This window comes from Rathayibacter sp. AY1F2 (assembly GCF_002930885.1).
Classification (GTDB): Bacteria; Actinomycetota; Actinomycetes; order Actinomycetales; family Microbacteriaceae; genus Rathayibacter.
On sequence record NZ_PSVG01000004.1, the window covers coordinates 213,605 to 238,956 of the forward strand.

Below are 25,352 nucleotides of genomic sequence, written 5' to 3' on the forward strand. Positions count from 1 at the left end.
GGCGGGTCAGCGCCGGCGGAGGTAGCGCAGGAGCAGCGTGTCGCCGGCGCTGAGCACGTGCGCCAGGTGCTGCGGGCGCGGTCCGGGGACGTCGCCGCGGGCGAGCCTCCCGGAGTCCCCCGCCTCGAGCGTCGGAGCGACGGTCAGGCAGAGCTCGTCGACGGCGTCCGCGGCGAGGAGGGTCCCGAGCAGCGACGGACCGCCCTCGCAGTGGATCCTGCCGAGCCCCCGCTCCGCGAGCTGCGCCCGCATCCGCGTCGCGTCGAGCTCTGCGTCGCCGCAGACGAGCACGTCGGCGACCTCGGCGAGCTCCGCGCGGCGGCGGGCCGGCGAGGAGCCGGTGGTCACGACGGTCGGGCGCACCGGCGCCTCGGTGAAGATCCGCGAGGCGGGATCGAGGTCGAGCGACCCCGAGACGATCGCGAAGACGGGCTGCGGGGCGAGCCCGGTGCCGAGCCGCGCCCGCACGGACTCGTCGCTCAGCACCATCGGGCCGTAGCCCTCGGTCCGCACCGTGCCGGCCGCGACGAGCACGACGTCGGCGAGCCGGCGGAGCAGGTCGAACACGCGCAGGTCCGCCGCGCCCCCGAGATCGCCCGAGACGCCGTCGCGGGTGACCGCTCCGTCGACGCTCGCGACGAAGTTGACCCGGAGCCACTGCTCGCCGGCCCCGTCCGCGTAGAGGGCCAGCAGAGCCTGGTCGGACAGGTCCTGCCCGGCCGGCGACAGGCCGTCGATGCGGGCGCTCACGCCGCCGGCTCCACGTTGTGGCGAAGGAAGACGGGCGCTCGCCAGCCCAACACCGCCTCCGTCATCCGCACGGCGTCCACCGCCTGGCGCACGTCGTGCATGCGCACGATCCGCGCACCGTTCAGGATGCAGATCACCGCGGCGGCGAGGGAGCCCTCGAGGCGCTCCCCCTGCGGCCGGTCCAGCGCCTCGCCGATGAAGTCCTTGTTGGAGACCGCGGCGAGCACCGGGAGGCCGAGCGCGGCCACCTCGCCCAGCCGGCGGGTGAGCTCGAGCGTGTGCAGGGTGTTCTTGTTCAGGTCGTGACCCGGATCGACGATGATCCTCCCGGCAGGCACTCCACCCGAGAGCGCGCGATCGACGCGGCTCCGCAGGTAGTCGACCACCGTCGCCACGACGTCGTCGTACTCGGGTCTCTCCGGCTCGCTGCGGGGAGCGCCCACGCTGTGGGTGATGACGAGCTGAGCGGAGGAGGAGGCGACGACCTCGAGCATCCGGGGGTCGTGCAGCCCGCTCGTGTCGTTGATGACGGAGGCGCCCGCGGCGATGCTCGCGCGCGCGACCTCGGCGCTCGTCGTGTCCACCGAGACGACCACGTCGCTCCGCTCCGCGATGCCCGCCACGACGGGGACGACCCGGTCGAGCTCCTCCTGGAGCGTGACAGCGGGGCCGCGGCCGAACGGCACTCCGCCGATGTCCACCCAGTCGGCGCCGAGCTCCGCGGCGCGCACGGCGGCCGCGATGGCGCTGTCCAGGGCGAAGGTGGAGCCCTTGTCGTAGAAGGAGTCGGGTGTGCGGTTCACGACCGCCATCACGGCCACCTGCCGCTCGAAGTCGAACTCTCGTCCGCCGATGTGCCGCGTGGTCATGGGCGCGTCCCTCCCGCTCGGAGCGCCGGGAGAAGGCCGGCGCCGCTCACCCTAGACGAGCGGAGTCGGCGGAGGCTGGAGCGGGCCGCCCTCGAGCAGCGCCTGGAAGAGGACGTGGTCCTGCCACTCCCCGGCGATCCGCAGGTAGCGCCGCGCGACGCCGATCCGCTCGAAGCCGTTGCGCTGCAGCACTGTCTGCGATCCGACGTTGTGGAGGAGCGTCCCGGCCTGCACGCGGTGCAGCCCCAGATCCTCCCGCGCGGTGCGCAGGACGGCTCCGACCGCGCGGGTCATCACGCCGCGGCCCTGCAGACCGCTGTCGAGCCAGTAGCCGAGATCGCCGCTGTCGAAGGCGCCGCGGACGATGTTCGCGAGAGTCAGCCGACCGACGATCACGCCGCCCGCGTCGAGGACGAGCGGGAGGACGCTGCCGGCCCGGTGCGCGGCGAGTGCGTCGGCGACGGCGTCGGTCTGGCCCCCCGCCTCGAAGAAGCGGGTCGAGCGCGTCGGCTCCCAGGGCGTGAGGTGCCGGCGGTTGCGCCGGTACGCGGCGGCGAGGGCAGGTCCGTCGTCCCGCGAGACGAGCCGCAGGAGGGTGCCCTGGTCGTCGACGGGGATCGGGGCGGGCATCCTGCGAGGGTAGCGCCGGAGCCGGGAACGACAGAACCCCCGGCCAGGGGCCGGGGGTTCTCGTGGTGGGCGATACTGGGATCGAACCAGTGACCTCTTCCGTGTCAGGGAAGCGCGCTACCGCTGCGCCAATCGCCCGTTGCTCCGTGCGGAGCGCCTCGTTCGGTGAACGATCGAGGTGGATACGGGATTCGAACCCGTGTATACGGCTTTGCAGGCCGCTGCCTCGCCTCTCGGCCAATCCACCGTGTACGGGATTCGGTGTCGGCGGCCCGAGGGCCGACCAGGTGGGAGGCACCCGAGGGTGCCGTCCCGATGACGCCGGTCCGAGGACCGGTGTTCGAGCGGATGACGAGATTCGAACTCGCGACCCTCACCTTGGCAAGGTGATGCGCTACCGCTGCGCCACATCCGCATGTAGGTCGTACTGGTGTTGCCGTTTTGCGTGCCGTGCTGTCTTGCTGTCTGTCCGGCGCTTTCGCTGCCCGGCTCGACCTAGAAGAATGTATACGACAGCGGCGCCGGAATCCAAATCGAGCGGACGCCGATCCCGCCGCTCGGAGTCCGATCCGCGTCTTTCCGCGCGAAACCGGCTCGTCGCCGTCCGTTCACCCGGGCGTGGCGGGCGTCGGCGGTGCATCCGGGCCCCGCGGATCCGCTACGATCGTCTCTCGGGTCGTCCAGCACGTCCCCCTGGGCGATTGGCGCAGTTGGTAGCGCGCTTCCTTCACACGGAAGAGGTCATCGGTTCGAGTCCGGTATCGCCCACCCTCACCCCCGGTCCGTGCTCACGCACTCGGCCGGGGGTTCTCTCGTGCCGCCGCGGTCGTCCTCCGGCCTCGCAGCGCCCAGTCGAAGGAGCCGACCCGCGATGATGGGCCGCTCGCACGCCGTCTCCGGTGCGCTCGCCTGGGCCGTCGCCGCCTCCGTGCCCGCCGTCGCCGGGCCCCTCGGCCTCGCGGGTCTCCCGCTCGACCTCCGACTGGTCGGCCTAGGAGTCGCCGCCGGCTGGGCCCTGGTGCCCGACGCGGACCACGCGAGCGCGACCGTCTCCCGCTCGGCGCCGGGCGCCTCCCTGCTCACGGCGACCGCGGGCCGGATCAGCGGAGGGCACCGGCACGGGATGCACTCGCTGCTCGCGGTCGCCGTCGTCTGGTACCTGGTGCCGGTGCTCACGGCGCTGCGCTTCCCGGTGCCGGTCGTCGGCCCCGTCGCCGTGGCCGCCGTGCTCACGCTGCCCGCCCTCGCGTTCGCCGCGAAGGCCGTCCGGGCCGCCCCCTCCTGGCGCAGCGCCTGGGCCGGGGCGACGGTCGTCACGGTCCTGCTCGTCGCGCTCGCCGACGGCACCTGGGCGTGGCTCCGGGTCGCCGCGACGCTGGGCTACCTCGTGCACGTGGCCGGCGACGCCCTCACGACCGGCGGGATCAACTGGCTGTGGCCGCTGCGCGTGCGCCTGCCGCGGCGCCTGCGCCGGACACCGCTGCGCCACGTCTGGACCACCGGCGGCTACGCCGCGCTGCCCGTGCTGGGCTCCGCCGGGTCCTGGCGCGAGACGGTCCTCTACTGGCTGATGTCCGCGGCGACGATCGTGCTCACCGCCTCGATGATCACGGCCGAGCTGCTGTAGCCCGGGGCGCCCTCCTCAGAAGACCTTCCCCGGGTTCATGATCCCCAGCGGGTCGAACACGGCCTTGATCCCGCGCTGGAGCGCCAGCGAGTCCTCGCCCAGCTCCTCCGCCAGCCAGCGCCGCTTGAGCAGTCCCACGCCGTGCTCGCCCGTGAGCGTGCCGCCGAGGGCCAGGGCCGTGCGGAAGAGCTCCGCCGCGGCGCCCCAGACGTCCTCCCCCACGGGTCCGTCCCCCGCGGGCAGCACGAAGTTCGGATGGAGGTTCCCGTCCACCGCGTGGGCGACGGTGGGGATGCTGAGCCCCGTCCGCTCCTCGATGCCGCGGATCGCCGCGAACATCGCCGGCAGCGCCGAGCGGGGCACGCAGACGTCCTCGATCAGCACCCGGCCCTCCGCCTCGAGCGCCGGGTGGAAGGCCCGGCGGACGGCCAGCAGAGCCTCGCCCTCGGCCGGGTCCTCGGTCGCCTCGGCGGCGCCCCCGGAGGCGGTCACGATCTCGAGGACCCGCTGCGACTCCTCCGCCGCTCCTCCGCCGTCCGTCTGGACGAGGAGGTAGGCGGCACCGCGGTCCAGGCTCGCTCCGGTGTAGCGCGAGATCGCGGCGAGCGCCGCCTCGTCCATCAGCTCCATCACCGCGGGACGGAGCCGCGCGGCGGTGATCGCGGCGGAGGCGGCGGCCGCGGCGACGACGCTCGGGAAGTACGCGCCGACCGTGATCACGCGCCCGGTCGGGATCGGGCGGAGCTTCACGGTGGCCTCCACGATGACGCCCAGCGTCCCCTCGGAGCCGGTCAGGAGCGCGGTGAGGTCGTACCCGGTGACTCCCTTCACGCTGCGGCGGCCGGTGCGGAGCAGGCGTCCGTCGGGGAGGACGACCGTCAACCCGAGCACCGCTTCCCGGGTCACGCCGTACTTGGCGCACAGCAGCCCCCCGGCGTTCGTCGCGATGTTGCCGCCGATGCTCGAGATCGCGCGGCTCGCGGGGTCGGGCGAGAAGACGAGGCCGTGTGGAGCGACGGCGTCCGACAGCGCCTGATTGATGACCCCGGGCTCGACGACCGCCAGCTCGTCCTCGAGCGACACCTCGAGGATGCGGTCCATCGCGGCGGTCGAGAGGACGAGCGCCCCCTCGCTCGCCACTCCCCCGGCAGCGAGGCCCGTTCCCGCTCCGCGCGGCACGACCGGGAGCCGGTGCTCCGTCGCTATGCGCAGCGCCGCCTGCACGTCCTCGACCGAGCGGGCAGCGACGAGCGCGAGCGCGCGACCCGGTGCGGAGAAGCCCGACTTGTCGGTGTGCACGGCCTCGAACCCGGGGCCCTCGGTCAGGACCGCGTCGCCGAGCGCGTCGCGCAGCTGTCGGAGGATCTCCTGGTCGTGCATGGTTCACTCCGTGCGGTCGCGGGCGGGTCCTTCCGATCCTTCCACGGGCGCGGGGCAGGATGGCGGGATGACCGGAGAGACGCGATGGCCGCGGTGACGAGCGCGGGGATCCTGCTGCACCGCGAGGGCCCCTCCGGCACCGAGGTGTTCCTCGGGCGGATGGGCGGCCCCTTCTGGACCCGGCGCCCCCGCGCGTGGACGATCCCGAAGGGCGTGCACACGGGCGACGAGACGCCGCTGGACGCCGCGCGCCGCGAGTTCGAGGAGGAGACCGGCGCTCCTCCGCCCGTCGGTGAGCTGACCCTCCTCGGCGCGTTCCGGCAGAGCGCGGCCAAGACCGTCACGGTCTTCGCCGGGCGCGGACACGCGGACACCGCCTTCGTCGCGAGCAACACCTTCGAGCTGGAGTGGCCGCGGGGCTCCGGCGTGCTGCGCAGCTTCCCCGAGCTGGAGGACGCCCGGTGGCACCCGCTCGACGAGGCCCGCTCGCTGGTGGTGGCCGGGCAGGTCGCCGCCCTCGACGCGCTGGCCGAACTGCTGGCGGATCCGGACGGCGGGGACCGGGCCGGCACCGCCCCCTAGTCCGCGGTCGCGTAGACCCGCAGGCCCAGCGGCACGATCCGCACCACGGCCTCGTCGAATCCGTCGCGGGAGCCGTCGAAGCGCTCGGTCTCGCCGTCGTGCGCCCACTCGGGGTCGTCCCCCGCGGGTCGGCGCGCGCCGACGGTGATCTCCGGCGTCGAGAACGACTCCACCACCGGTGCCCGCCAGCCGGGCACACGGCCGACCACCGGGGTCGCCGTACGGCCGAGCAGGAGCGAGAACGCTCCCCGGGTGCGAGGAGTCCGTCCTGAGTGCAGGATGCGCACGTCGAGGTGGCCGTCGTCGAGCCGACGCCGGGCGAGCGGGGCGGCCGTGCGCGGGTGCTCCTGGTTCACCCCGACGAAGTACGACCAGACGAGCTGCGTGCGCCCGTCGCGCCGGAGCTCGAACGGATCGGTGCGCCGCACGACCGAGAGGGCCGCGATCACGGCGGCGAGCGGCTTCCCGATCCGCTTCTCGCGCTTCTCGCGGGCCGCGACGAACTCCGGGTAGACGCCGATCGAGACCGTGTTGAGCACCGTGACCGGGTCTCCCCCGTCCGCGACGACCTCGGCCACGTCGACGTCGCGGCGCTCGCCGATCGTCGCCGCGTCGAGCGCGTCCTGGACGGTGAGCAGCCCCAGCGCCTTCGCGAAGTGGTTCATGGTCCCGCCCGGCAGCACGAGCAGCGTCATCCCCTCGGCGCGGGCGAGAGCGGCACCGACCGACATGGTCCCGTCCCCGCCGTAGATCCCGAGCACCCGGGGCGGAGAGTCCCCCGAGCGCGCCTCGCGCACCACGTCGGCGAGGTCCTCCCCCTCGGTCAGCCGGTGCACGCGCGCCTTCGGGAACCGGGCTCGGACCAGCGGCTCGGGATCGGGGCGGTGCGAGTCCCGGCCCGCGCCGGGGTTGAGGACCACGAGGAGGGCGGCGCCGTCCCCCAGCGGGCTGCGGTCGACGGGGGGCCGGGTCGCGCGCTCCGAGACGGGCACGTGGCGCGGCTCGGCCGGCAGGACGGCTCGGCCGACGACCGCGACCGCCGCGCCGAGCGCCGCGCCGCCGAGGACGTCCGAGAGCCAGTGGACGCCGACGTGCAGGCGGGAGAAGGCCACGGCGGCGGCGAGCGGGGCGACCGCCGCCCCCACTCGGGGCGACTCGAGCGCGACCCCGGCGGCGAAGGCAGCGGCGCTCGCCGCGTGCCCCGAGGGGAAGGACGCCGACGTCGGCACCGTCGCCAGGCGCCGGCCGACCGGGACGTCGACGAGGAGCGGCCGGTCGCCGCCGAACACGCGCTTGCCGACCAGGTTCGCGAGCGCGCTGGCCGCGGCGAGCGAGGCGGTCCCCCGCAGAGCCTCGCGGGGACGGCCCGCCAGGAGCAGCAGGATGCCGACGCCGGCCCAGAGGACTCCGTGGTCCGCGGCCCGGGAGAGCCCCACGAGCGCCCCGTCGACGACGGGCGACGGGCGACGGGCGTTCAGCCGCCGGGCCGCACGAGCGTCCGCCCGGCGCACGACGCGCGGGACGGTGACGAGTCGGCGGAGCAGGACAGACGGGGGTCGGGTTCCGCGGAGGGCCATGCGCTCAGCGTAGGAGGAGGCGCCTCCGCGGTCCCTGGACCGGTCGACGGCGCGCTACACCTCGCCGAAGCCCGACTCGACCAGATCGCCGAGCCGGCCGACCGCCTCGTGGGCCTGCGGCCCCGACGCCGAGAGGACGACCTCGTCCCCGCGGTCGAGCCCCAGCGACATCACGCCGAGCAGGCTCGTGGCGTCCTTGCCGTTCGCGTCGATCCGGGCGTCGAAGGTGGCGGCGAGCGTGACGAAGTCGGCCGCGGGACGGGCGTGCAGGCCGTTCGGGTTGATGAGGCGGACGCGGCGCTGCACGCGCTCGTCACCGGGCGAGGCCTCCTCGGCGGGAGCAGCGAGCGTCTCGACCCGGGCCGACTCCGCGGCGGCGAGCACCTCGTCGAGCGACGCCCCCGTGCCCGCGGCGACGGCGGCCGCGACCGCCCCCTCCACCAGCGGGGCGTCGGCGATCCGGACCCGGGCGCGCGCGTCGTCGTCGAGGAACTCGACCGCGGTCTCCGCCGTCATGATCGCCGAGCCGAGGTCGCAGAGGACGACGACCCCCTCGCCGGAGTCCGCTTCCGCCAGGGCCGCCGTGATGCGGTCGAAGCTGGTGCCGATGCCGCCGTCGTCCGTCCCGCCCGCGGCGACCAGCGCGACCGAGGCCGCCATCTGCTCCGCGAGCTCGACCAGCCCCTCCGCCAGCTGCGCGCTGTGCGAGACCAGGACCAGCCCGACGCTCACGCCGCCGCCTCGGCTGCTGCGCGGAGCAGGAGAACGGTCGACACGCTGCCGGGATCTCGGTGCCCGATGGCGCGCTCGCCGAGGTAGCTGGCGCGTCCCTTGCGGGCGACCAGCGGGTCCGTCGACTCCGCTCCCTTCTGCGCCGCCTCCGCCGCCGCGGCGAGGACGTCGGCCGGAGCCGCTCCCTCCTCGGCGGCGGCCGCGGCCGCGTCGACCGCCGGCGTCCACGCGTCCACCATCGTCTTGTCGCCCACCTCGGCCTTGCCGCGGAGCACGATGCCGTCCCTCGCCGCGGCCAGGAGAGCTGCGACGTCAGCGCCCTCGAGCGCGTCCTCGCCCGCGACCGCGGCGGAGGCCTTCAGGAACGCCGTGCCGAACAGCGGGCCCGAGGCGCCGCCGACGGTGGAGATGAGCGTCGTCGCGACCAGCTTGAGCACGTCCGCCGGGAGCCCCTGCTCCGGCGCCCCGTCCAGCTTCGCGACCACGGCCTGGAAGCCGCGGTCCATGTTCTCGCCGTGGTCCCCGTCGCCGATCGCCCGGTCGAGCGTGATCAGCTCGACCCGGTGCTCCGCGATCGACTCGGCGGCGCGGCGGATCCACGCCGTCGCCCACGCCGCGTCGAGCCCGGCTCCCTGTGCGTCCTGCATGGTCGTCTCCTCCTCGTGGGCCGCTCCTGCGGCTGTCGTTCCGGTCATGGTGTGCGCGCGGGCGCTCAGCGTCCCCACCGCAGCGCCGCGGTCTGCACCGGGGAGTCCCACAGCTCGGTCAGGGCGTCGTCGAGCTTGAGGACGGTGAGCGAGAAGCCCTGCATCTCGAGCGACGTCGTGTAGTTGCCGACGAGGCTGCGTGCGACGGTGATCCCCTTCTCGGCCAGCGCCTCGGCTGCGCGGCGGTAGGCGAGGTACAGCTCGATCTGCGGCGTGCCGCCCATGCCGTTCACCAGGAGCAGCACCTCGTCCCCGGAGGAGAACGGCAGGTCCTCCAGGATCGGGCCGAGGATCCGGTCGACGATGCGGTCGGCCGGCTCCAGCGCGATCTTCTCCCGGCCGGGCTCGCCGTGGATGCCGATGCCGATCTCGATCTCGTCCTCGCCCAGCTCGAAGCTCGGCTCGCCCGCGTGCGGGACGATGCACGGCGTGAGGGCGACGCCCATCGAGCGCACGTTGGCGATCACCGTCTCGGCGATCGTCGCGACCTCGTCGAGGGAGTCGCCCCGCTCGGCCGCCGCGCCCGCGATCCGCTCGACCAGCACGGTGCCGGCCACGCCGCGGCGGCCCGCGGTGTAGAGCGAGTCCTTCACCGCGACGTCGTCATCGACGATCACGCTGCGCACCTCGATCCCCTCGGCGCCGGCGAGGTCGGCCGCGGTCTCGAAGTTCAGGACGTCGCCCGTGTAGTTCTTCACGATGTGCAGCACACCCGCGCCGCCGTCGACGGCCTGCGTGGCCGCGACGATCGGGTCGGGCGTGGGCGAGGTGAAGACGGGACCGGGGACGGCGGCGTCCAGCATCCCGAATCCGACGAAGCCCGCGTGCAGCGGCTCGTGCCCGCTGCCGCCTCCGCTGACGATGCCCACCTTGCCCGAGCGGGGCGCGTCGGCCCGCACCACGAACAGGGGATCCGACACCACCCGGACCAGGTCGGCGTGCGCCAGGCCGAAGCCGGCCACCGACTCCGTGACGACGTTCTTCGGGTCGTTGATGAGCTTCTTCATCGAGGTCTCCTCCAGGATCGGGCCACCACTCGGGCGTCCCGTGACCTGCGGGCGATCCGGCGCGTGGTGGATCGCCGCCCGCACCGTCGCGGACAGCAGCCCCACGTTACGCCCTGCGCTCGCGCCTACGGCAGCGGGACGACGGCGCGCTGCGTCTCGCGGACCCACTCCTCGAGCTTGGCCGTGGCGGCCCCGGAGTCGACGGCCTCCGCCGCGCGGTCCATCGACGTCCGCAGGCGCTCCAGGACGGGCGTGCGCACCAGGTCCGGGTCGCGCGCCAGGTCGAACGCCGCGAGGCCCGCGGCCGCGTTCAGAAGGACGATGTCGCGGACGGGGCCGCCGTCTCCCGCGAGCACCGAGCGCACCACGCTCGCGTTGTAGGCGGCGTCGCGGCCGCGCAGCTCGTCGATCCGGGCGCGGGGCAGGCCCAGGTCGCGCGGATCGAGGTCGTGCTCGACCACGGAGCCGCGCGACACCTCCCAGATGTGGCTGTGACCCGTGGTCGTGAGCTCGTCGAGGCCGTCGTCCCCGCGGAACACCAGAGCCGTCGCCCCGCGCGTCCGGAACACGCCGACGACCAGCGGCACCCGGTCGAGGTGCGCCACCCCGACCGCAGAGGCCTCGGGACGGGCCGGATTGCAGAGCGGGCCGAGGAAGTTGAACACCGTCGGCACGCCCAGCTCGGCGCGCACCGGACCGGCGTGCCGGAAGCCGGGGTGGAAGAGGGACGCGAAGACGAAGGCGATCCCCGTCCGCCGGAACACCTCGGCCACCCGCTCGGGGGAGAGGGAGAGGTCGACCCCGAGTGCCGCGAGCACGTCGGAGGAGCCGGAGGAGGAGGACGCGGCCTTGTTCCCGTGCTTCACGACGGGCGTGCCGGCGGCGGCCGCGATGATCGACGCGGTGGAGGAGATGTTGACGGTCCCGAAGCGGTCCCCGCCCGTCCCGACGATGTCCAGGGCCATCGGGTCCACGTCCAGCGGCACCGCGTGGTCGAGGATCGCGTCGCGGAAGCCGACGATCTCGTCGACGGTCTCGCCCTTCGCCCGGAGGGCCACCAGCAGTCCGGCGAGCTGCGCCGGAGTCGCCGCGCCCTCCATCACCTGCTCCATGGCCCACGTCGCCTCGGAGACGCTCAGATCGGAGGACTCGAGGAGTGCGCTGAGAACGTGCGGCCAGGACAGGGTTTCCGACATGGCTCCCAGATTATGCGACGAGGATCGCCTCCCGGCTAGTGCGACTTCCCTCCCCTGCCATCGGCCATAATGGTCTGTGTGACGAGCACCTCTCTCTCCCCCACGGCCACCGCGCCCGTAGTGAACCGACCCAACCCGGTCGCGGTCGGAACGATCGTCTGGCTGGGCAGCGAGGTCATGTTCTTCGCGGGCCTCTTCGCGATCTACTTCACCCTGCGCAGCACCTCGCCCGAGCTCTGGGGCGCCGAGACCCAGATCCTCAACGTCCCCTACGCGGGCGTGAACACGGTGATCCTCGTGGCCTCGTCGTTCAGCTGCCAGTTCGGCGTGTTCGCCGCCGAGCGCCTGCAGCCGCGTGCGACGGGCCTCAGCCCGTTCAAGTGGGGCATGGTCGAGTGGTTCTTCCTCACCTACGCCCTGGGCGCGGTCTTCGTCTCCGGCCAGGTGCTCGAGTACGCGACCCTCGTCTCCGAGGGCGTCACGCTCTCCAGCAACGCCTACGGCTCCGCCTTCTACCTGACGACCGGCTTCCACGCCCTGCACGTCACCGGCGGCCTCATCGCGTTCCTCCTCGTCATCGGCCGTGGCTTCGCGGTCAAGAACTTCGGCCACAAGGAGGCGACGAGCGCCATCGTCGTCTCGTACTACTGGCACTTCGTCGACGTCGTCTGGGTCGGCCTGTTCGCCGTCATCTACTTCCTCAAGTGACGCGCCCGCCGATGCCCCACTCCACTCCCGACCCCCGCAGGAAGGACGCCTCGATGGCCTCCCCGAAGACGAAGAGCCGAGCCAAGAAGGGTCGCCGCCACCCGCTCGCCACCCTGGCCCTGATCGCCATCGGCCTCGGGCTCACCGGTGGGACCTACGCCGCGGTCGGCGTCGCGACGTCCGCCTCCGCCGAGACGTCGTCCACCAGCCAGCAGACGATCGACGAGGGCTCGAAGCTCTTCGCCGCGAACTGCGCCACCTGCCACGGCCTCGACGCCGCGGGCACCGACAACGCTCCCTCCCTCATCGGAGTGGGCGCGGCGTCGGTCGACTTCCAGGTCGGCACCGGACGCATGCCGATGCAGATGCACGGCCCCCAGGCGCTCGAGAAGCCGGTGCAGTTCACCGACGAGCAGGTAGGCGAGCTCGCCGCCTATGTCGCGTCGCTGGCCCCCGGCCCCGCGATCCCCGAGGGCGAGGTCCTCGACGGACAGGGCGACGCGGCGAACGGCGCCGAGCTGTTCCGCATCAACTGCGCGATGTGCCACAACGTCGCCGGAGCCGGCGGCGCGCTCACGGAGGGCAAGTTCGCTCCCCCGCTGGGCGGCGTGACCGAGGCGCACATCTACGAGGCGATGGTCACCGGCCCGCAGAACATGCCGGTCTTCAACGACCTGAACATCTCGCCCGAGGACAAGCGCGACATCATCTCGTACCTCAAGTACATCGAGGCCAACCCGTCCCCGGGCGGATTCGCGCTCGGCTCCCTCGGGCCGGTCGCAGAGGGCCTGTTCCTCTGGATCTTCGGCCTCGGCGCGATCGTGGCCCTGACGGTGTGGATCACCGCCCGATCCAACTAGACGACTGCAGCGCCCTGACGGGCGCGACTGACCCACGGCACCGACTGGTGCCGACACGGCGTGAAAAGGAGAACCATGGCAGAGCACGATGAGGGTGGCACGGACCTCGCCACCTCGTCGGCCACCGGGCACGGAACGGCTCCGGCCGGCACCGCGGTCGTGACGCGGGACCGCGTCCAGGACCCGGGCCTCCCGCCGCACCGCCCCCGGATGACCGACCTCGACCCCAAGGTCGAGAAGCGTGCCGAGCGCACGGTGTACACGCTCTTCTACCTCTCCTTCGCGGGCTCGATCTTCGCGGTAGCCGCCTACATGGCGTTCCCGATCACCGAGGACGTCGCGTCGGTCCGGCTGAACACGCTGTTCATCGGCCTGGGCATGTCCCTCGCGCTCCTGGGCATCGGCATCGCCGCCGTCCATTGGGGCAAGCAGCTGATGTCGGACCACGAGGGCATCGACATCCGCCACCCCGTCCGCAGCGCGGAGCCCACCCGCGCCCGTGCGCTCGAGATCTTCGACCAGTCCGACAAGGAGTCCGGCTTCGGCCGCCGCTCCCTCGTCCGGAACAGCCTGATCGCCTCCCTCGTCGTGTTCCCCCTGCCCGCCGTGATCCTGTTCCGGGGCCTCGGCCCGCAGGACCAGAACCCCGTCGCCCTCCTCAAGACCACCCTGTGGGAAGAGGGCACGAGGCTCACCCTGGACCCGTCGGGAGCGCCGATCCTCGCATCGGACGTCACCCTCGGATCCGCCTTCCACGTCATCCCCGAGGGCCTCAACGACGCCGAGGGCAAGCTGGAGGAGAAGGCCAAGGCCGCCGTCCTCCTGATGCGCCTGAAGCCGGAGGACCTCATCGTCAGTGAGGGTCGCGAGACCTGGAACTACGACGGAATCGTCGCCTACTCCAAGATCTGCACGCACGTCGGCTGCCCCGTGGCGCTGTACGAGCAGCAGACCCACCACCTGCTGTGCCCGTGCCACCAGTCGCAATTCGACATCACGCGCGAGGCCGCCGTCATCTTCGGCCCGGCGAAGCGTCCGCTTCCGCAGCTCCCCATCACCGTCGACGCCGAGGGTTACCTGGTCGCCAGAAGCGACTTCACGGAGCCCGTCGGACCGTCCTTCTGGGAGCGATGACTCACATGTCCACCACCACCCCCTCACGCCCCTCCAGCTCCCCCGCGGAGCCCGAGGACGGCGTCATCCTCGGATCCGGCAAGTTCCAGAAGGGGTACGTCGGAGCGGCGTCGAACTACATCGACGAGCGCACGAGCATCTCCGCGGTCGTCAAGGAGTTCGGTCGCAAGATCTTCCCCGACCACTGGTCCTTCCTCCTCGGCGAGGTCGCGCTCTACAGCTTCGTCATCATCCTGCTGTCGGGCACGTTCCTCACCTTCTTCTTCCAGGCCTCGATGGTCGAGACGCACTACGAGGGCAGCTATCTGCCCCTCAAGGGCATCGAGATGTCGGCGGCGATGTCGTCCTCGCTCGACATCTCCTTCGACATCCGCGGCGGCCTGCTGATGCGGCAGATCCACCACTGGGCGGCGCTGTTGTTCGTGGCCTCGATCGGCCTGCACATGCTGCGCATCTTCTTCACCGGTGCGTTCCGCAAGCCCCGCGAGCTCAACTGGGTCATCGGCTTCGTCCTCTTCATCCTCGCGATGGCCGAGGGCTTCACCGGCTACTCGCTCCCCGACGACCTGCTCTCGGGCAACGGCCTCCGCATCATCGACGGCATGGTCAAGGGCATCCCGATCGTCGGCACCTGGATCTCGTTCCTGCTCTTCGGCGGCGAGTTCCCGGGCACCGACATCGTCGGCCGCCTCTACACGCTGCACATCCTGCTGCTGCCGGCGCTGGTGCTCGCGTTCATCGCCCTGCACCTCGTGTTCGTGGTCGTCCACAAGCACACCCAGTTCCCCGGTGCGGGCAAGACCGAGCAGAACGTCGTCGGCTACCCGGTGCTGCCGGTCTACGCCGCGAAGGCCGGTGGATTCTTCTTCATCGTCTTCGGCGTCGTCGTCCTCATCGCCTCGCTGTTCACGATCAACCCGATCTGGAACTACGGCCCGTACGACCCCTCGCCCGTCTCCGCGGGAACCCAGCCCGACTGGTACATCGGCTTCGCCGACGGCGCCCTGCGCCTCGTCCCGCCGGGACTCGAGTGGGCCATCCCGGGCATCGGAACCCTGTCGTTCAACATCCTGATCCCGCTCGTCGGTCTCGGACTGTTCATCGCCGTGGTCATGCTCTACCCGTTCCTCGAGGCGTGGATCACCGGTGACAAGCGCGAGCACCACCTGCTCGACCGCCCGCGCAACGCCGCGACCCGCACCGCGATCGGCGCCGCCGGAGTCAGCTTCTACGCCGTCCTCTGGGCCGCCGCCTCGTCCGACCTCATCGCGACGCACTTCCACCTCACGATGGAGGGCGTGATCCACAGCCTGCAGTTCCTGCTCATCGCGGGTCCGTTCATCGCGTACTTCATCACCAAGCGCATCTGCCTGGCGCTGCAGAAGAAGGACCGCGAGATCGCGCTGCACGGCTTCGAGTCGGGCCGCATCGTCCGCCTCCCCGGCGGCGAGTTCATCGAGGTGCACCAGCAGCTCGACGAGTACGAGCGCTGGAAGCTCGTCGGTCAGGACGAGTACGAGCCCCTGATGATCCGTCCGGACTCGCGTGGCCGCATCACCGCCCCGCAGCGCGTCCGCGCCGGCCTCTCCCGCTGGTTCTTCGAGGACCGGATCACCCCCGTCACCCAGAAGGAGCTCGAGAGCTCGCACAGCGAGCACTGATCCTCCCCCGAAGGGCCCGGACGTTCGTTCGTCCGGGCCCTTCGTCGTTCCCGCAGCGGGGCGGCGCCTGTCCTCCGGCGCGGTGGAGGTCGTCGGTGCACCGAGAGCCGGTGAGACCGGATCACAGCGCCTCGACGGCGACAAGCCGGCAGGAACGTGGGGCGATACTCCGGACCTCGAGACCTCCGCTCCTTGAATCACGAGACGCCGTCTCACCGCCGAGCTGGAGACGTCCGCCGCCATCCGATCATGGAGTGAGCCAGCCCCTCTGCGTGCTCGCAGTGTGGTCGTCCGGTGAGGTCCCCGGTCCCCGTACACGTCGAGACGCTCCGGATCGGTTCGAGGGTACCCATTCCCAGCAGGACTATCAGGACTGCCCTCCCCCCCACTCACGGTCGAACCCTCTGTGATCGGCGACGGCGACGCTCGCCGGTGAGACCGAGGATGCGACCTCCGGACATCGACGACCGTCGCTGCAGCGGCGTCTCAGGCTCCCTGGCGTCGCGCCGACCGGCACACAACCCGCTAGCCGTATCGAGGAGCTCCGAGAGCCGCAGGGGCGCGCGCGGTTCCGCCGGGGTGCGGACTCCGCTGGGTTCGGAACGGTGTGCAGACGTCCGCAGGGCGGCGCCGGCGCCAGAACAGGCGCAGCAGCCCCACTACAGCCGCAGGCGCAGCAGTATCCGCGATCCGTAGCGCGCCACCGCCGTCGGCACGCCCATAGGCGCACAGGAGAGCCCCCACAGGCGTAGCCCGCTCACCCGCGACCGGAGCAGGAGCCGTCGCAGCGCGGACCCGTAGGGTTGATGACGCCGGCCGACGCTCCTGCTCGGCGCCGCCCGCTGCACTCGCCTGCGAGCTTCCGCGTCGCGGGCCGTCGGGAGGTGCCCAGACGAGTTCCTCCGCGCGAGACGCCTCTGTGTCCCGCCAGCAGGACACCGAGACAGATCCCGCTCAGCTCGTCATCCCTCACTGAGCGGTCCCGGTCCTCACCGGGAGGTCCCGGCTCTCACCGGGAGGCTTGATCCGCCACCGATCGGCGAGTGACGCCCCTGCACGCAGCCGAACGGCCGAGCCGATCGGGTCCCAACCACGCGCGCTTCCTCCTGACCACACGAAAGGGCTGGGTGCACGGAGCCGAAGCCCTCGTGCACCCGGCCCTCGGCCGTGCGATGCGCCCTAGCGGGCGAAGTACCCGCGGTAGTACTCGTACACCCAGCCGGCGATGGCGACCAGGAAGAGCCCGACGGCGATGTAGGTGATCCAGAACCCCACGGCAAGGCCGAGGAATCCGAGGGCCGCGGAACCGCCCAGGATCAGGGGCCACCAGCTCCACGGGCTGAAGAAGCCCAGCTCGGGGTCTCCGTCATCGATATCCGCATCGAGGCGGTCCTCGGGGAGCTCGGCACCCTGCGCCTTGTGGACGCGGCCGACGTAGAACGCGATGAACGCGCCCAGCACGGCCGAGAGGCCGATGCCGACGGTGCCGACCCACTCCACCTGGCCCGTGTCGAGCAGCGACCACACGATGTACGTGATGTCGGCGAGGAGGAAGAAGCCCGCGAGGAGCCAGAAAAGATTGACGTTGGCGCGCATGGCCCTACTTCACCGTGCCTTCGGACTTGTCGTACGTGGGGGCGTCCGGAGCATCCTTCGCCGGACCGATTCCGACGGGGATGCCGGCCTCGGGATGGTTGAGGTCGAACGCCGGGGCCTCGCTGCGGATCCGCGGGATCGAGGTGAAGTTGTGGCGGGGCGGCGGGCACGAGGTGGCCCACTCGAGCGACCGGGAGAAGCCCCACGGGTCGTTCACCGTCACCTTGGGCGCCTTGCGGGCCGTGATGTACACGTTCAGGAAGAACGGGATCAGCGACACCGCGAGGATCATCGCTCCGACCGTCGACACCTGGTTCATCCAGGTGAAGCCGTCCTCGGGGAGGTAGCTGGCGTAGCGGCGCGGCATGCCGACGACGCCCAGCCAGTGCTGGATGAGGAAGGTGGTGTGGAAGCCGATGAACAGCAGCCAGAAGTGCCATTTGCCCAGCGTCTCGTTCAGCATCTTGCCGGTCCACTTCGGCCACCAGAAGTAGAAGCCCGAGAACATCGCGAAGACGACGGTTCCGAACACGACGTAGTGGAAGTGCGCCACCACGAAGTACGAGTCCGAGACGTGGAAGTCGAGCGGGGGCGACGCGAGGATCACGCCGGTGAGTCCACCGAAGGTGAAGGTGATCAGGAAGCCGATCGCCCAGATCATCGGGGTCTCGAAGGTCACCGATCCGCGCCACATGGTGCCGACCCAGTTGAAGATCTTCACGCCGGTCGGAACCGCGATGAGCATCGTCATCAGCGAGAAGAACGGCAGCAGGACCGATCCGGTGACGTACATGTGGTGCGCCCACACCGTCACGGAGAGGGCGGCGATCGCGATGGTCGCGTAGATCAGCGTCTTGTAGCCGAAGATCGGCTTGCGGCTGAAGACCGGGAAGACCTCGGACACGATGCCGAAGAACGGCAGCGCGATGATGTACACCTCGGGGTGGCCGAAGAACCAGAACAGGTGCTGCCAGAGCAGGACCCCGCCGTTGGCAGCATCGTAGATGTGTGCGTCGAACACGCGGTCGGCGCCGAGGGCGAACATCGCGGCGGCGAGCACCGGGAACGCGAGCAGCACGAGGATCGACGTCACCAGGATGTTCCAGGTGAAGATCGGCATGCGGAACATCGTCATGCCGGGAGCGCGCATCGTGATGATCGTCGTGATGAAGTTCACCGCGCCGAGGATCGTGCCGAAGCCCGAGAGCGCGAGGCCGAAGACCCAGAGATTGCCGCCGAGCCCTGGTGAGAACGTCGTGCTCGACAGTGGCGCGTACGCGAACCAGCCGAAGGACGCCGCACCCTGCGGGGTGACGAATCCGGCGACCGCGATGAGCGAGCCGAAGCTGTAGAGCCAGTACGCGAAGGCGTTGAGGCGGGGGAACGCGACGTCGGGGGCGCCGATCTGCAGCGGCATCAGGACGTTGGCGAAGCCGGCGAAGAGCGGCGTCGCGAACATCAGCAGCATGATCGTGCCGTGCATCGTGAACAGCTGGTTGTACTGCTCGCGCGTCTCGACCACGTTCAGGCCGGGCTCGAACAGCTGGGCGCGGATGACGAGTGCCATCACGCCGGCGATGCAGAAGTAGATGAACGACGTGATCAGGTACATGTACCCGATGACCTTGTGGTCGGTCGACGTCATCCAGCGGACGAGGACGTTCGCCTTGCGCTGGACCGGCGGAGTGCCGGCGGTGCGCGTCGGGCGGGGTGCCGTGGCGGTGCTCATGCTCCCTTACTCCTCGTTCTCGCGGGCCGGCGCGCCGGTTCCGGGAAGGTTCGAATTGCGGTTGTACTCGGCGCCGAGCTGACCGGTCTGGCCCGCGTCGCGCAGCGACTGGATGTAGTCGTCGTACTCGCCCTGCGAGACGACCTTGACGTTGAAGAGCATCGCGGAGTGGTACTCGCCGCAGAGCTCGGCGCACTTGCCCGCGTAGGTCCCCTCCTTGAGAGGCGTGACGTACATGTAGTTCGTCTTGCCGGGGATCATGTCCTTCTTGTAGAGGAAGTCGACGACCCAGAAGGAGTGGATCACGTCGCGCGCGTCGAGCTGGATCTTGATCTTCTGTCCGACGGGCAGGTAGAGCGTGGGGATCTCGGACTCGACGAGCGAGCCGGCGGCGTCTCCGCCCTCCTGGTACTGGCCCTGGATGCCGGCGGAGTAGACGTCCTCGTCGACGTAGTTGAAGTCCCACGCCCACTGCTTGCCGTACACCTGGATGGTCTCGTCCGGGTCGTCGTAGGGCTGCTCGATGGCGGCCTGGTCGCGCGCGGTGAAGGCGAAGAAGCCGATCACGAGGATCAGCGGCACGATCGTGTAGAAGATCTCGATCGGCATGTTGTAGCGCAGCTGGACCGGCAGGCCGGTCTGCCCCTTGCGACGGCGGTAGACGACCACCGCCCAGATGGTGAGACCCCACGTGACGACGCCGACGGCGAGCAGGACGATCCAGGAGGTGACCCAGAGTCCGATGACGCGGTCGACGTGGTTCGTCGTGCCGGGTTCGGTGGGGAGCCAGCCCTGGAGCTGCTCTTGCGTGCAGCCCGCGAGGACGAGGGCGAGGGCTCCTGCGACGGGGGCAGCGACCCATCTGCGGATTCGGCGATTGAAGCGCACCGGTGACCTTTCGGAAGACTGGGGACCAGTTCACACGAAACTGTATTAGACCGGCTCCAGCCTACCCTTCCGCTCCGGCGGCCCGGTGCACGACGACCCGCTCTTGACGTCCCGGTCGAGTGGTGCAGTCATGACGAACGGCGCCCGACGGGCCACCGGAGTGGACTGTCGGACGCCGTTCGGAGGCGCTGCGGCCCGGGGCCGCGCGGCGTCAGTGGAAGCTGTCGCCGCAGGCGCAGCTGCCGCCCGCGTTGGGGTTGTCGATGGTGAAGCCCTGCTTCTGGATGGTGTCCTCGAAGTCGATCGAGGCGCCGTCGAGGTAGGGGACGCTCATCTTGTCGACGACGAGGCCGACGCCCTCGAACTCCACCGCGGCGTCGCCGTCGAGGGTGCGCTCGTCGAAGTAGAGCTGGTAGATGAGGCCGGAGCAGCCGCCGGGCTGCACCGCGACGCGCAGGCGCAGGTCGTCGCGGCCCTCCTGCTCGAGCAGGCTCTTGACCTTGGCGGCGGCGGTCGGGGTCATCGAGACGCCGTGGGCCGCGCTGGGCGGGGTGGCGAGGGGGGTCGCCGTCTGGTCGGTCAGTGTGTCTGACATGTCACTCCTCAGGGGACGGGCGGAACGGTCGTCGTGCCTTCCGGGATTCTACGGCTGCAACCCGGGTGGTCACCCGGGTATTCCACGACCGGTGGTCAGTCGCGGTGAGCGGCGGCGCGGAGCAGGAACAGCGCCTCGGTCTGCGCGGCGCGCTTGAAGACGCCCAGGTGCAGCGACTCGTTGGGGCTGTGCGCGCGCGAGTCGGGGTCCTCGACACCGGTGACGAGGATCTGCGCCTCGGGGAACTCGCGCACGAGGTCGGCGATGAACGGGATGCTCCCGCCGATCCCGGTCTCGAGAGGCTCGCGTCCCCAGGCGTCCGCCATCGCGCCCTTCACCAGGTCCACGGCCCAGCCGGTCGCGTCGACCAGGAACGGACTGCCGGTGTCGACGTCCTCGATCGCGAGGTGGGCGCCGAACGGGGAGTTCGCCCGGAGGTGGCTCTCGATGGCGGCGAACGCCTCCTCCGCGTCCTGGCCGGGGGCGATGCGGGCGCTGATCTTCACGCGCACGGACGGGACGAGGGTGTTGGAGGCGTCGACGACGCTGGGCGCGTCGATCCCGGTGACCGTGACGGCCGGCTTCGACCACAGGCGCGAGAGGATCGCGCCGGTGCCGATCGGCGAGACCCCGTCGAGCAGCCCGGAGTCGCGGCGGAGGTCCTCCTCGGTCGTCTCGGGCACCGCTCCGTCGTGCTCGGTGAGGCCGGCGACGGCGACCGAGCCGTCCTCGTTCCAGAGCGTCGCGAGCAGGCGGACCGCCGCAAGCATCGCGTCCGGGACCGCTCCGCCGAGCATGCCCGAGTGCGAGGCGTGCGCGAGAGTGCTGACGGTGAGGGTGAAGGTGACGTTGCCGCGCAGGCCCACCGTCAGCGCGGGGGTGTCGACGTCCCAGTTGTCGCTGTCGGCGACGATGATCGCATCCGCGCGGAGGGCGTCGTGGTGCTCGCGGAGGAAGGTGGGGAACGAGCGCGACCCGAACTCCTCCTCCCCCTCGATGAAGAGGACGAGCCCGAGGTCGTGGTCCTCGCCCGCGACCTCGCGGAGTGCGCGCACCGCGGCGAGGTGGGACACGACTCCCGCCTTGTCGTCGGCGGCACCGCGCCCGTACAGGCGGTCGCCGCGCACGGTCGGCTCGAACGGAGGCGTCTCCCACGCCGACTCGGCGCCCTGCGGCTGAACGTCGTGGTGGGCGTAGAGGAGGACGGTCGGCGCTCCGTTGCGGGCGGCGCGGGTGGCCAGGACGGCAGGCTGGCCGAGCACGTCGGTGCCGTCGATCGTGGCGCTGTGGATCGCGACGTCGTCGAAGACGCCCGTCTCGCGCGCGAGCTCGGCGATCGCCTCGGCGCTGGCGGCCACGCGGGTGGCGTCGAAGCCGTCCCACGAGACGGACGGGATCCGCACGAGCTGCCCGAGCTGGGCGAGCGAGCGCGGCAGATCGTCGCGGACGGCGGCGAGGACGGCCTCCTCGTCGGAGGAGAGTGCGGGCGGAGTCGGAGCGTCGTGAGCCATGGAGGTAATCTTAAGAGACCCCCGATTCCAAGGACGTTCCCCGTGGCCAAGCACCCGATCGCAACCGACACGCCCGACGACGCCGGCTCGCCCGGCTCCGGGAAGGGCCGGCCGACGCCGACCCGGCGCGAGCAGGAGCTGGCCCGCAAGCGTCCGCTGGTCGTCACCGACCGCAAGCAGGCCGCCCGCGACGCCCGCGAGAAGGCCGCCGTGTCACGCGAGCAGGCCCGCATCGGCCTGGCCGCCGGTGACCAGCGCTACCTGCCGCTGCGCGACAAGGGTCCTCAGCGCAAGTTCGTGCGCGACTGGGTCGACGCGCGCTTCAGCCTCGGCGAGTTCCTCATCCCGGTGATGGTCGTCGTCCTGCTGCTGAGCTTCTTCCCGCAGCCGGAGCTGCAGTACGCGACGCTCGTCATCCTCTGGGTGTTCTTCCTCCTCGCGGTGATCGACTGCATCCTCCTCGGCATGCGGATGCGCCGGAAGCTCGCCGAGCGCTACGGCGCCGACAAGGTCGAGAAGGGCATCCGCTGGTACGCCGCGATGCGCGCCCTCCAGCTGCGCGTCATGCGACTGCCGAAGCCCCAGGTCAAGCGCCGCGCCTTCCCCGAGTAGTCGGACGGCGGACCACGAAGGGCCCCTGCGGTCGCGCCTCGCGCGGCTCCGGGGGCCCTTCGTGGTGCACGGCGGGTCAGGAGGCGCGGGCCAGTCCCCGGTTGATGTCCCGAGCCCACAGGGGCCCGCGGTAGATGAAGGCGGTGTAGCCCTGGACGAGGGTGGCGCCCGCGTCGAGGCGCTCGCGCACGTCCTCGGCCGTCTCGACTCCTCCGACGGAGATCACGCAGAAGGCCGCGGGGACGACGCCGCGGATCACGCGGAGCACCTCGAGCGAGCGCGCGGCCAGCGGGGCACCGGAGAGGCCGCCGGCGCCGGCCGCCTCGACCACGGCGCGGTCGGTCGAGAGGCCCTCCCGGGAGAGTGTGGTGTTGGTCGCGATGATCCCGTCCAGACCCAGGCGGACGGCGAGCTCGGCGACCCGGCCGACCTCGTCGTCGGAGAGGTCCGGGGCGATCTTGACCAGCAGGGGCGTCGTGTCGGCGGCGTCCTTGACGGCCGCGAGGAGCGGCTCGAGGCGGTCGATCTCCTGCAGGCCGCGGAGCCCGGGGGTGTTCGGCGAGCTGACGTTCACGACGAGGTAGTCGGCGAGCGGCGCGAGCAGGCGCGTGCTGATCAGGTAGTCCTCGATCGCGTCGTCCACCTCGACCACCCGGCTCTTGCCGATGTTCACGCCGATCACGGGGCGGCGGCGCGCGCTGCGCAGCCGGATCAGCCGTTGCGCCGCGGCCTCGGCGCCGTGATTGTTGAAGCCCATCCTGTTGACGACGGCGCGGTCCGCGATCAGCCGGAAGAGGCGCGGCCGGTCGTTGCCCGGCTGCGCCCGAGCGGTCAGGGTCCCGACCTCGACGTGTCCGAAGCCGAGCGCGCCGAAGCCCAGGACCGCGGTGGCGTCCTTGTCGAAGCCGGCCGCGACGCCGAACGGGGTCTCGAAGCGGAGGCCGAGCGTCTCGACCGCGGGCGTTCCGCGCGGGACGGTGGTCCGGCGCAGGACCGGAGCGAGGGCTCCGAGGGCCCGGATCACCGGGAAGCTCAGGTGGTGCGCCCGCTCCGGGTCGAGGCGGCGCAGGACGGTGCGGAACAGGAGCGGGTACACCCGGGCCTCAGATCTCGTCGGCGCTGTGGGGCACGGAGGTGCGCTCGGCGCGGAGCAGGGTGATCGCAGACTCGAAGTCGTCCAGCGAGTCGAACGCCTGGTAGACGCTCGCGAAGCGGAGGTAGGCGACCTCGTCGAGCTCGCGCAGCGGCGGCAGGATGGCGAGGCCGATGTCGTTCGCGTCGATCTGCGACGCGCCCGTGGAGCGGATGCTCTCCTCCACCCGCTGCGCGAGGACGGCGAGATCGGTGTCGGTGACGGGCCGGCCCTGGCAGGCCTTCCGGACGCCGCTGACGATCTTCTCGCGGCTGAACGGCTCCACGACTCCGCTGCGCTTGATCACGACGAGGCTCGCGGTCTCGGTCGTCGAGAAGCGCCGGCCGCACGACGGGCACTGCCGGCGGCGGCGGATCGAGAGGCCGTCGTCGCTCGTGCGCGAGTCGATCACTCGGGAGTCGGGGTGCCGGCAGAAGGGGCAGAACATCGAGGGCCTCTCGGTCTCAGGCGAAGCGGGCGTCGACGGCGTCGCCGTGGGCGGGCAGCGCCTCGGCGTCGCTGAGAGCGCGGATGTGCGGGGCGACGCGCTCGAGCGCACCGCGGTCGTACGAGATCAGCTGCTGCGGCCGGAGGAAGGTGTAGGCGCCGAGCCCGGAGGAGAAGCGCGCCTGCCCGAGGGTCGGGAGCACGTGGTTGGAGCCGGCGAGGTAGTCGCCCAGGCTCACCGGGGTGGTCGGACCGAGGAAGATCGCGCCGGCGTCGTGGATCCGCTCGGCCGTCGCGACGGGGTCGGCCGTGTGCAGCTCGAGGTGCTCGGGGCCGTAGGCGTCGCTGAACGCGCAGGCGAGCTCGAGGTCGTCGACGATCACGAGCGCGGACTGCGGGCCGTCGAGTGCGATGGCCACGCGCTCCGCGTGGTGGGTGGCAGCGGCCTGGGCGGCGACCTCGCGCTCGACGGCGGCGGCGAGCTCGGCGCTGTCGGTGACCAGGACCGCGGAGGCGGCCTCGTCGTGCTCGGCCTGGCTGACCAGGTCGGCGGCGACAAGGCGCGGGTCGGCGGAGTCGTCGGCGATCACGAGGATCTCGGTCGGGCCCGCCTCGGAGTCGATGCCGACCTGGCCGAGCACCTGGCGCTTCGCGGTGGTGACCCAGACGTTGCCCGGCCCGGTGATGATGCTGACGGGATCCAGCCCGATCGAGTCGACGCCGTAGGCCAGTGCGGCGACGGCTCCGGCGCCCCCGACCGCGTAGACCTCGTCGATGCCGAGCAGAGCGGCCGCCGCGAGGATCGTGGGGTGGACGGAGCCGCCGAACGCCTTCTGCGGCGGCGAGACCAGGGCGATGGAGGCGACTCCGGCGGCCTGCGCGGGCACGGCGTTCATGACGACGCTCGACGGGTAGACCGCCTTGCCGCCGGGGACGTACAGCCCGGCGCGGGCGACGGGCTGCCAGCGCTGGGTGACCGTGGCGCCGTCGTCGAGCTCGGTGGTGCGGGGCGGGGGGATCTGTGCGGCGCTGGCGCGGCGGACGCGCGCGATCGCCTCCTCGAGTGCGCTGCGGATGGCCGGGTCGAGGCGGTCGAGCGCCTCGGCGATCTGCTCGGCGGGCACGCGGAGGTGCGGGGGGCGCACGCCGTCCAGCCGCTCCGCCTGGTCGAGGAGCGCCTCCGCGCCGCGTTCTCGGACGTCGGCGATCAGCTCGGCGACGACGGGCCCGACGGAGGCGGACGTGCCCGGATTGCGGGGCACGAGGGCGAGGAGCTCGGCGGAGGAGGGACGACGGCCGCGGAGGTCGAGAGTCTGGATCATGGCCGCCCCAGTCTACGCGCCGCCCAGAACCAGTCGAACAGCGTCGTCACCTACGGTCAGCGCGGCCCCATCGTGGACCGCTCCGGGACGGTGCTCGCGG

At 71.7% G+C, this 25,352-nt stretch carries 24 protein-coding genes and 4 tRNA genes; 8 read left to right on the forward strand and 20 right to left on the reverse strand.

The features are described 5' to 3' along the window. Window positions 1-6: 6 nt before the first annotated feature. The 6 genes from C5C54_RS05360 to C5C54_RS05385 form a co-directional block, all read right to left on the reverse strand. Window positions 7-750: a pyrimidine reductase family protein gene (locus C5C54_RS05360; protein WP_104256167.1), complete on the reverse strand. Its 744-nt coding sequence runs from the start codon at window positions 748-750 to the stop codon at window positions 7-9. After that, window positions 747-1,619 (reverse strand): dihydropteroate synthase, encoded by an 873-nt coding sequence (gene folP / locus C5C54_RS05365; protein WP_104287931.1) that lies wholly within the window; start codon window positions 1,617-1,619, stop codon window positions 747-749. Before folP ends, C5C54_RS05360 begins: the two co-directional genes overlap by 4 nt. Window positions 1,620-1,670: 51 nt before the next feature. Beyond that, window positions 1,671-2,249, reverse strand: a complete 579-nt coding sequence (locus C5C54_RS05370) for a GNAT family N-acetyltransferase (RefSeq protein WP_104287932.1) — start codon at window positions 2,247-2,249, stop codon at window positions 1,671-1,673. 63 nt (window positions 2,250-2,312) lie between these two features. Next, window positions 2,313-2,387: transfer RNA gene (locus tag C5C54_RS05375), tRNA-Val, on the reverse strand. A 38-nt stretch (window positions 2,388-2,425) separates the two neighbouring features. Beyond that, a tRNA-Cys gene (locus C5C54_RS05380) sits at window positions 2,426-2,496 on the reverse strand. A 96-nt stretch (window positions 2,497-2,592) separates the two neighbouring features. Continuing rightward, window positions 2,593-2,664 (reverse strand) — tRNA-Gly (locus tag C5C54_RS05385). Between the two features lie 280 nt (window positions 2,665-2,944). On the opposite strand from C5C54_RS05385, the gene C5C54_RS05390 reads away from it, so the two are divergent. Next, a tRNA-Val gene (locus C5C54_RS05390) sits at window positions 2,945-3,017 on the forward strand. 103 nt (window positions 3,018-3,120) lie between these two features. After that, entirely contained in the window at window positions 3,121-3,876 is a 756-nt protein-coding gene (locus C5C54_RS05395) for a metal-dependent hydrolase (protein ID WP_104287933.1), read from the forward strand. 15 nt (window positions 3,877-3,891) lie between these two features. Here the strand turns inward: C5C54_RS05395 and C5C54_RS05400 are convergent, their stop codons facing one another. After that, on the reverse strand, window positions 3,892-5,256 hold the full coding sequence (locus C5C54_RS05400) for an FAD-binding oxidoreductase (RefSeq protein WP_104287934.1): 1,365 nt from the start codon (window positions 5,254-5,256) through the stop codon (window positions 3,892-3,894). Between the two features lie 84 nt (window positions 5,257-5,340). On the opposite strand from C5C54_RS05400, the gene C5C54_RS05405 reads away from it, so the two are divergent. After that, on the forward strand, window positions 5,341-5,838 hold the full coding sequence (locus tag C5C54_RS05405) for an NUDIX domain-containing protein (protein WP_104246759.1): 498 nt from the start codon (window positions 5,341-5,343) through the stop codon (window positions 5,836-5,838). Here the strand turns inward: C5C54_RS05405 and C5C54_RS05410 are convergent. From C5C54_RS05410 to trpD, 5 genes are all read right to left on the reverse strand, one after another. Further along, on the reverse strand, window positions 5,835-7,415 hold the full coding sequence (locus C5C54_RS05410; RefSeq protein WP_104287935.1) for a bifunctional phosphatase PAP2/diacylglycerol kinase family protein: 1,581 nt from the start codon (window positions 7,413-7,415) through the stop codon (window positions 5,835-5,837). The genes C5C54_RS05405 and C5C54_RS05410 overlap by 4 nt on opposite strands. 54 nt (window positions 7,416-7,469) lie before the next feature. Further along, complete coding sequence (dhaM, locus tag C5C54_RS05415) at window positions 7,470-8,147, reverse strand: dihydroxyacetone kinase phosphoryl donor subunit DhaM (protein WP_104261615.1); 678 nt, start codon at window positions 8,145-8,147, stop codon at window positions 7,470-7,472. Then, entirely contained in the window at window positions 8,144-8,794 is a 651-nt protein-coding gene (dhaL, locus tag C5C54_RS05420) for a dihydroxyacetone kinase subunit DhaL (RefSeq protein WP_104261619.1), read from the reverse strand. The genes dhaM and dhaL overlap by 4 nt, the downstream gene beginning before the upstream one ends. Window positions 8,795-8,859: 65 nt before the next feature. Further along, the gene (dhaK, locus tag C5C54_RS05425; protein ID WP_104224645.1) at window positions 8,860-9,861 is read right to left on the reverse strand and encodes a dihydroxyacetone kinase subunit DhaK; all 1,002 of its coding nucleotides are present in this window, start codon (window positions 9,859-9,861) and stop codon (window positions 8,860-8,862) included. A gap of 125 nt (window positions 9,862-9,986) precedes the next feature. Next, the gene (trpD, locus tag C5C54_RS05430) at window positions 9,987-11,057 is read right to left on the reverse strand and encodes an anthranilate phosphoribosyltransferase (protein ID WP_104225357.1); all 1,071 of its coding nucleotides are present in this window, start codon (window positions 11,055-11,057) and stop codon (window positions 9,987-9,989) included. A 69-nt stretch (window positions 11,058-11,126) separates the two neighbouring features. Here trpD and C5C54_RS05435 point away from each other — a divergent pair, with 69 nt between their 5' ends. The 4 genes from C5C54_RS05435 (at window position 11,127) to C5C54_RS05450 (ending at window position 15,420) form a co-directional block, all read left to right on the forward strand. Then, complete coding sequence (locus C5C54_RS05435; RefSeq protein ID WP_104224647.1) at window positions 11,127-11,765, forward strand: heme-copper oxidase subunit III; 639 nt, start codon at window positions 11,127-11,129, stop codon at window positions 11,763-11,765. A 53-nt stretch (window positions 11,766-11,818) separates the two neighbouring features. Next, window positions 11,819-12,625, forward strand: coding sequence for a c-type cytochrome (locus C5C54_RS05440; protein WP_104224648.1), 807 nt, complete (start codon window positions 11,819-11,821; stop codon window positions 12,623-12,625). A 75-nt stretch (window positions 12,626-12,700) separates the two neighbouring features. Next, complete coding sequence (locus tag C5C54_RS05445) at window positions 12,701-13,759, forward strand: ubiquinol-cytochrome c reductase iron-sulfur subunit (protein ID WP_104225358.1); 1,059 nt, start codon at window positions 12,701-12,703, stop codon at window positions 13,757-13,759. A gap of 5 nt (window positions 13,760-13,764) precedes the next feature. Continuing rightward, window positions 13,765-15,420, forward strand: a complete 1,656-nt coding sequence (locus tag C5C54_RS05450; protein ID WP_104224650.1) for a ubiquinol-cytochrome c reductase cytochrome b subunit — start codon at window positions 13,765-13,767, stop codon at window positions 15,418-15,420. A gap of 1,179 nt (window positions 15,421-16,599) precedes the next feature. Here the strand turns inward: C5C54_RS05450 and C5C54_RS05455 are convergent. The 5 genes from C5C54_RS05455 to C5C54_RS05475 form a co-directional block, all read right to left on the reverse strand. After that, window positions 16,600-17,016 carry a cytochrome c oxidase subunit 4 gene (locus C5C54_RS05455; protein ID WP_104224651.1) on the reverse strand — a complete coding sequence of 139 codons (417 nt, stop codon included), beginning with the start codon at window positions 17,014-17,016 and terminating at the stop codon, window positions 16,600-16,602. Window positions 17,017-17,020: 4 nt separating this feature from the next. After that, window positions 17,021-18,745: a cytochrome c oxidase subunit I gene (ctaD, locus tag C5C54_RS05460; protein WP_104224652.1), complete on the reverse strand. Its 1,725-nt coding sequence runs from the start codon at window positions 18,743-18,745 to the stop codon at window positions 17,021-17,023. A gap of 6 nt (window positions 18,746-18,751) precedes the next feature. Continuing rightward, window positions 18,752-19,633, reverse strand: a complete 882-nt coding sequence (gene coxB, locus C5C54_RS05465) for a cytochrome c oxidase subunit II (RefSeq protein WP_104224653.1) — start codon at window positions 19,631-19,633, stop codon at window positions 18,752-18,754. A 211-nt stretch (window positions 19,634-19,844) separates the two neighbouring features. Further along, complete coding sequence (erpA, locus tag C5C54_RS05470) at window positions 19,845-20,228, reverse strand: iron-sulfur cluster insertion protein ErpA (protein ID WP_104224654.1); 384 nt, start codon at window positions 20,226-20,228, stop codon at window positions 19,845-19,847. Between the two features lie 95 nt (window positions 20,229-20,323). Continuing rightward, a complete protein-coding gene (locus C5C54_RS05475; RefSeq protein ID WP_104225360.1) occupies window positions 20,324-21,739 on the reverse strand; it encodes a dipeptidase in 1,416 nt (471 codons plus the stop codon). A 42-nt stretch (window positions 21,740-21,781) separates the two neighbouring features. Here C5C54_RS05475 and C5C54_RS05480 point away from each other — a divergent pair, with 42 nt between their 5' ends. Then, complete coding sequence (locus tag C5C54_RS05480; protein WP_181027102.1) at window positions 21,782-22,351, forward strand: DUF3043 domain-containing protein; 570 nt, start codon at window positions 21,782-21,784, stop codon at window positions 22,349-22,351. 76 nt (window positions 22,352-22,427) lie between these two features. On the opposite strand, the gene C5C54_RS05485 is transcribed toward C5C54_RS05480, so the two are convergent. Genes C5C54_RS05485 through hisD form a run of 3 tightly spaced genes read right to left on the reverse strand, consistent with a single transcriptional unit; the run spans window position 22,428 to window position 25,252 of the window. Further along, window positions 22,428-23,447, reverse strand: a complete 1,020-nt coding sequence (locus C5C54_RS05485; RefSeq protein WP_104224656.1) for a quinone-dependent dihydroorotate dehydrogenase — start codon at window positions 23,445-23,447, stop codon at window positions 22,428-22,430. A gap of 7 nt (window positions 23,448-23,454) precedes the next feature. After that, window positions 23,455-23,931: a transcriptional regulator NrdR gene (nrdR, locus tag C5C54_RS05490; RefSeq protein ID WP_104224657.1), complete on the reverse strand. Its 477-nt coding sequence runs from the start codon at window positions 23,929-23,931 to the stop codon at window positions 23,455-23,457. Window positions 23,932-23,947: 16 nt separating this feature from the next. Continuing rightward, window positions 23,948-25,252 carry a histidinol dehydrogenase gene (hisD, locus tag C5C54_RS05495; RefSeq protein ID WP_104246755.1) on the reverse strand — a complete coding sequence of 435 codons (1,305 nt, stop codon included), beginning with the start codon at window positions 25,250-25,252 and terminating at the stop codon, window positions 23,948-23,950. Between the last annotated feature and the right edge of the window lie 100 nt (window positions 25,253-25,352).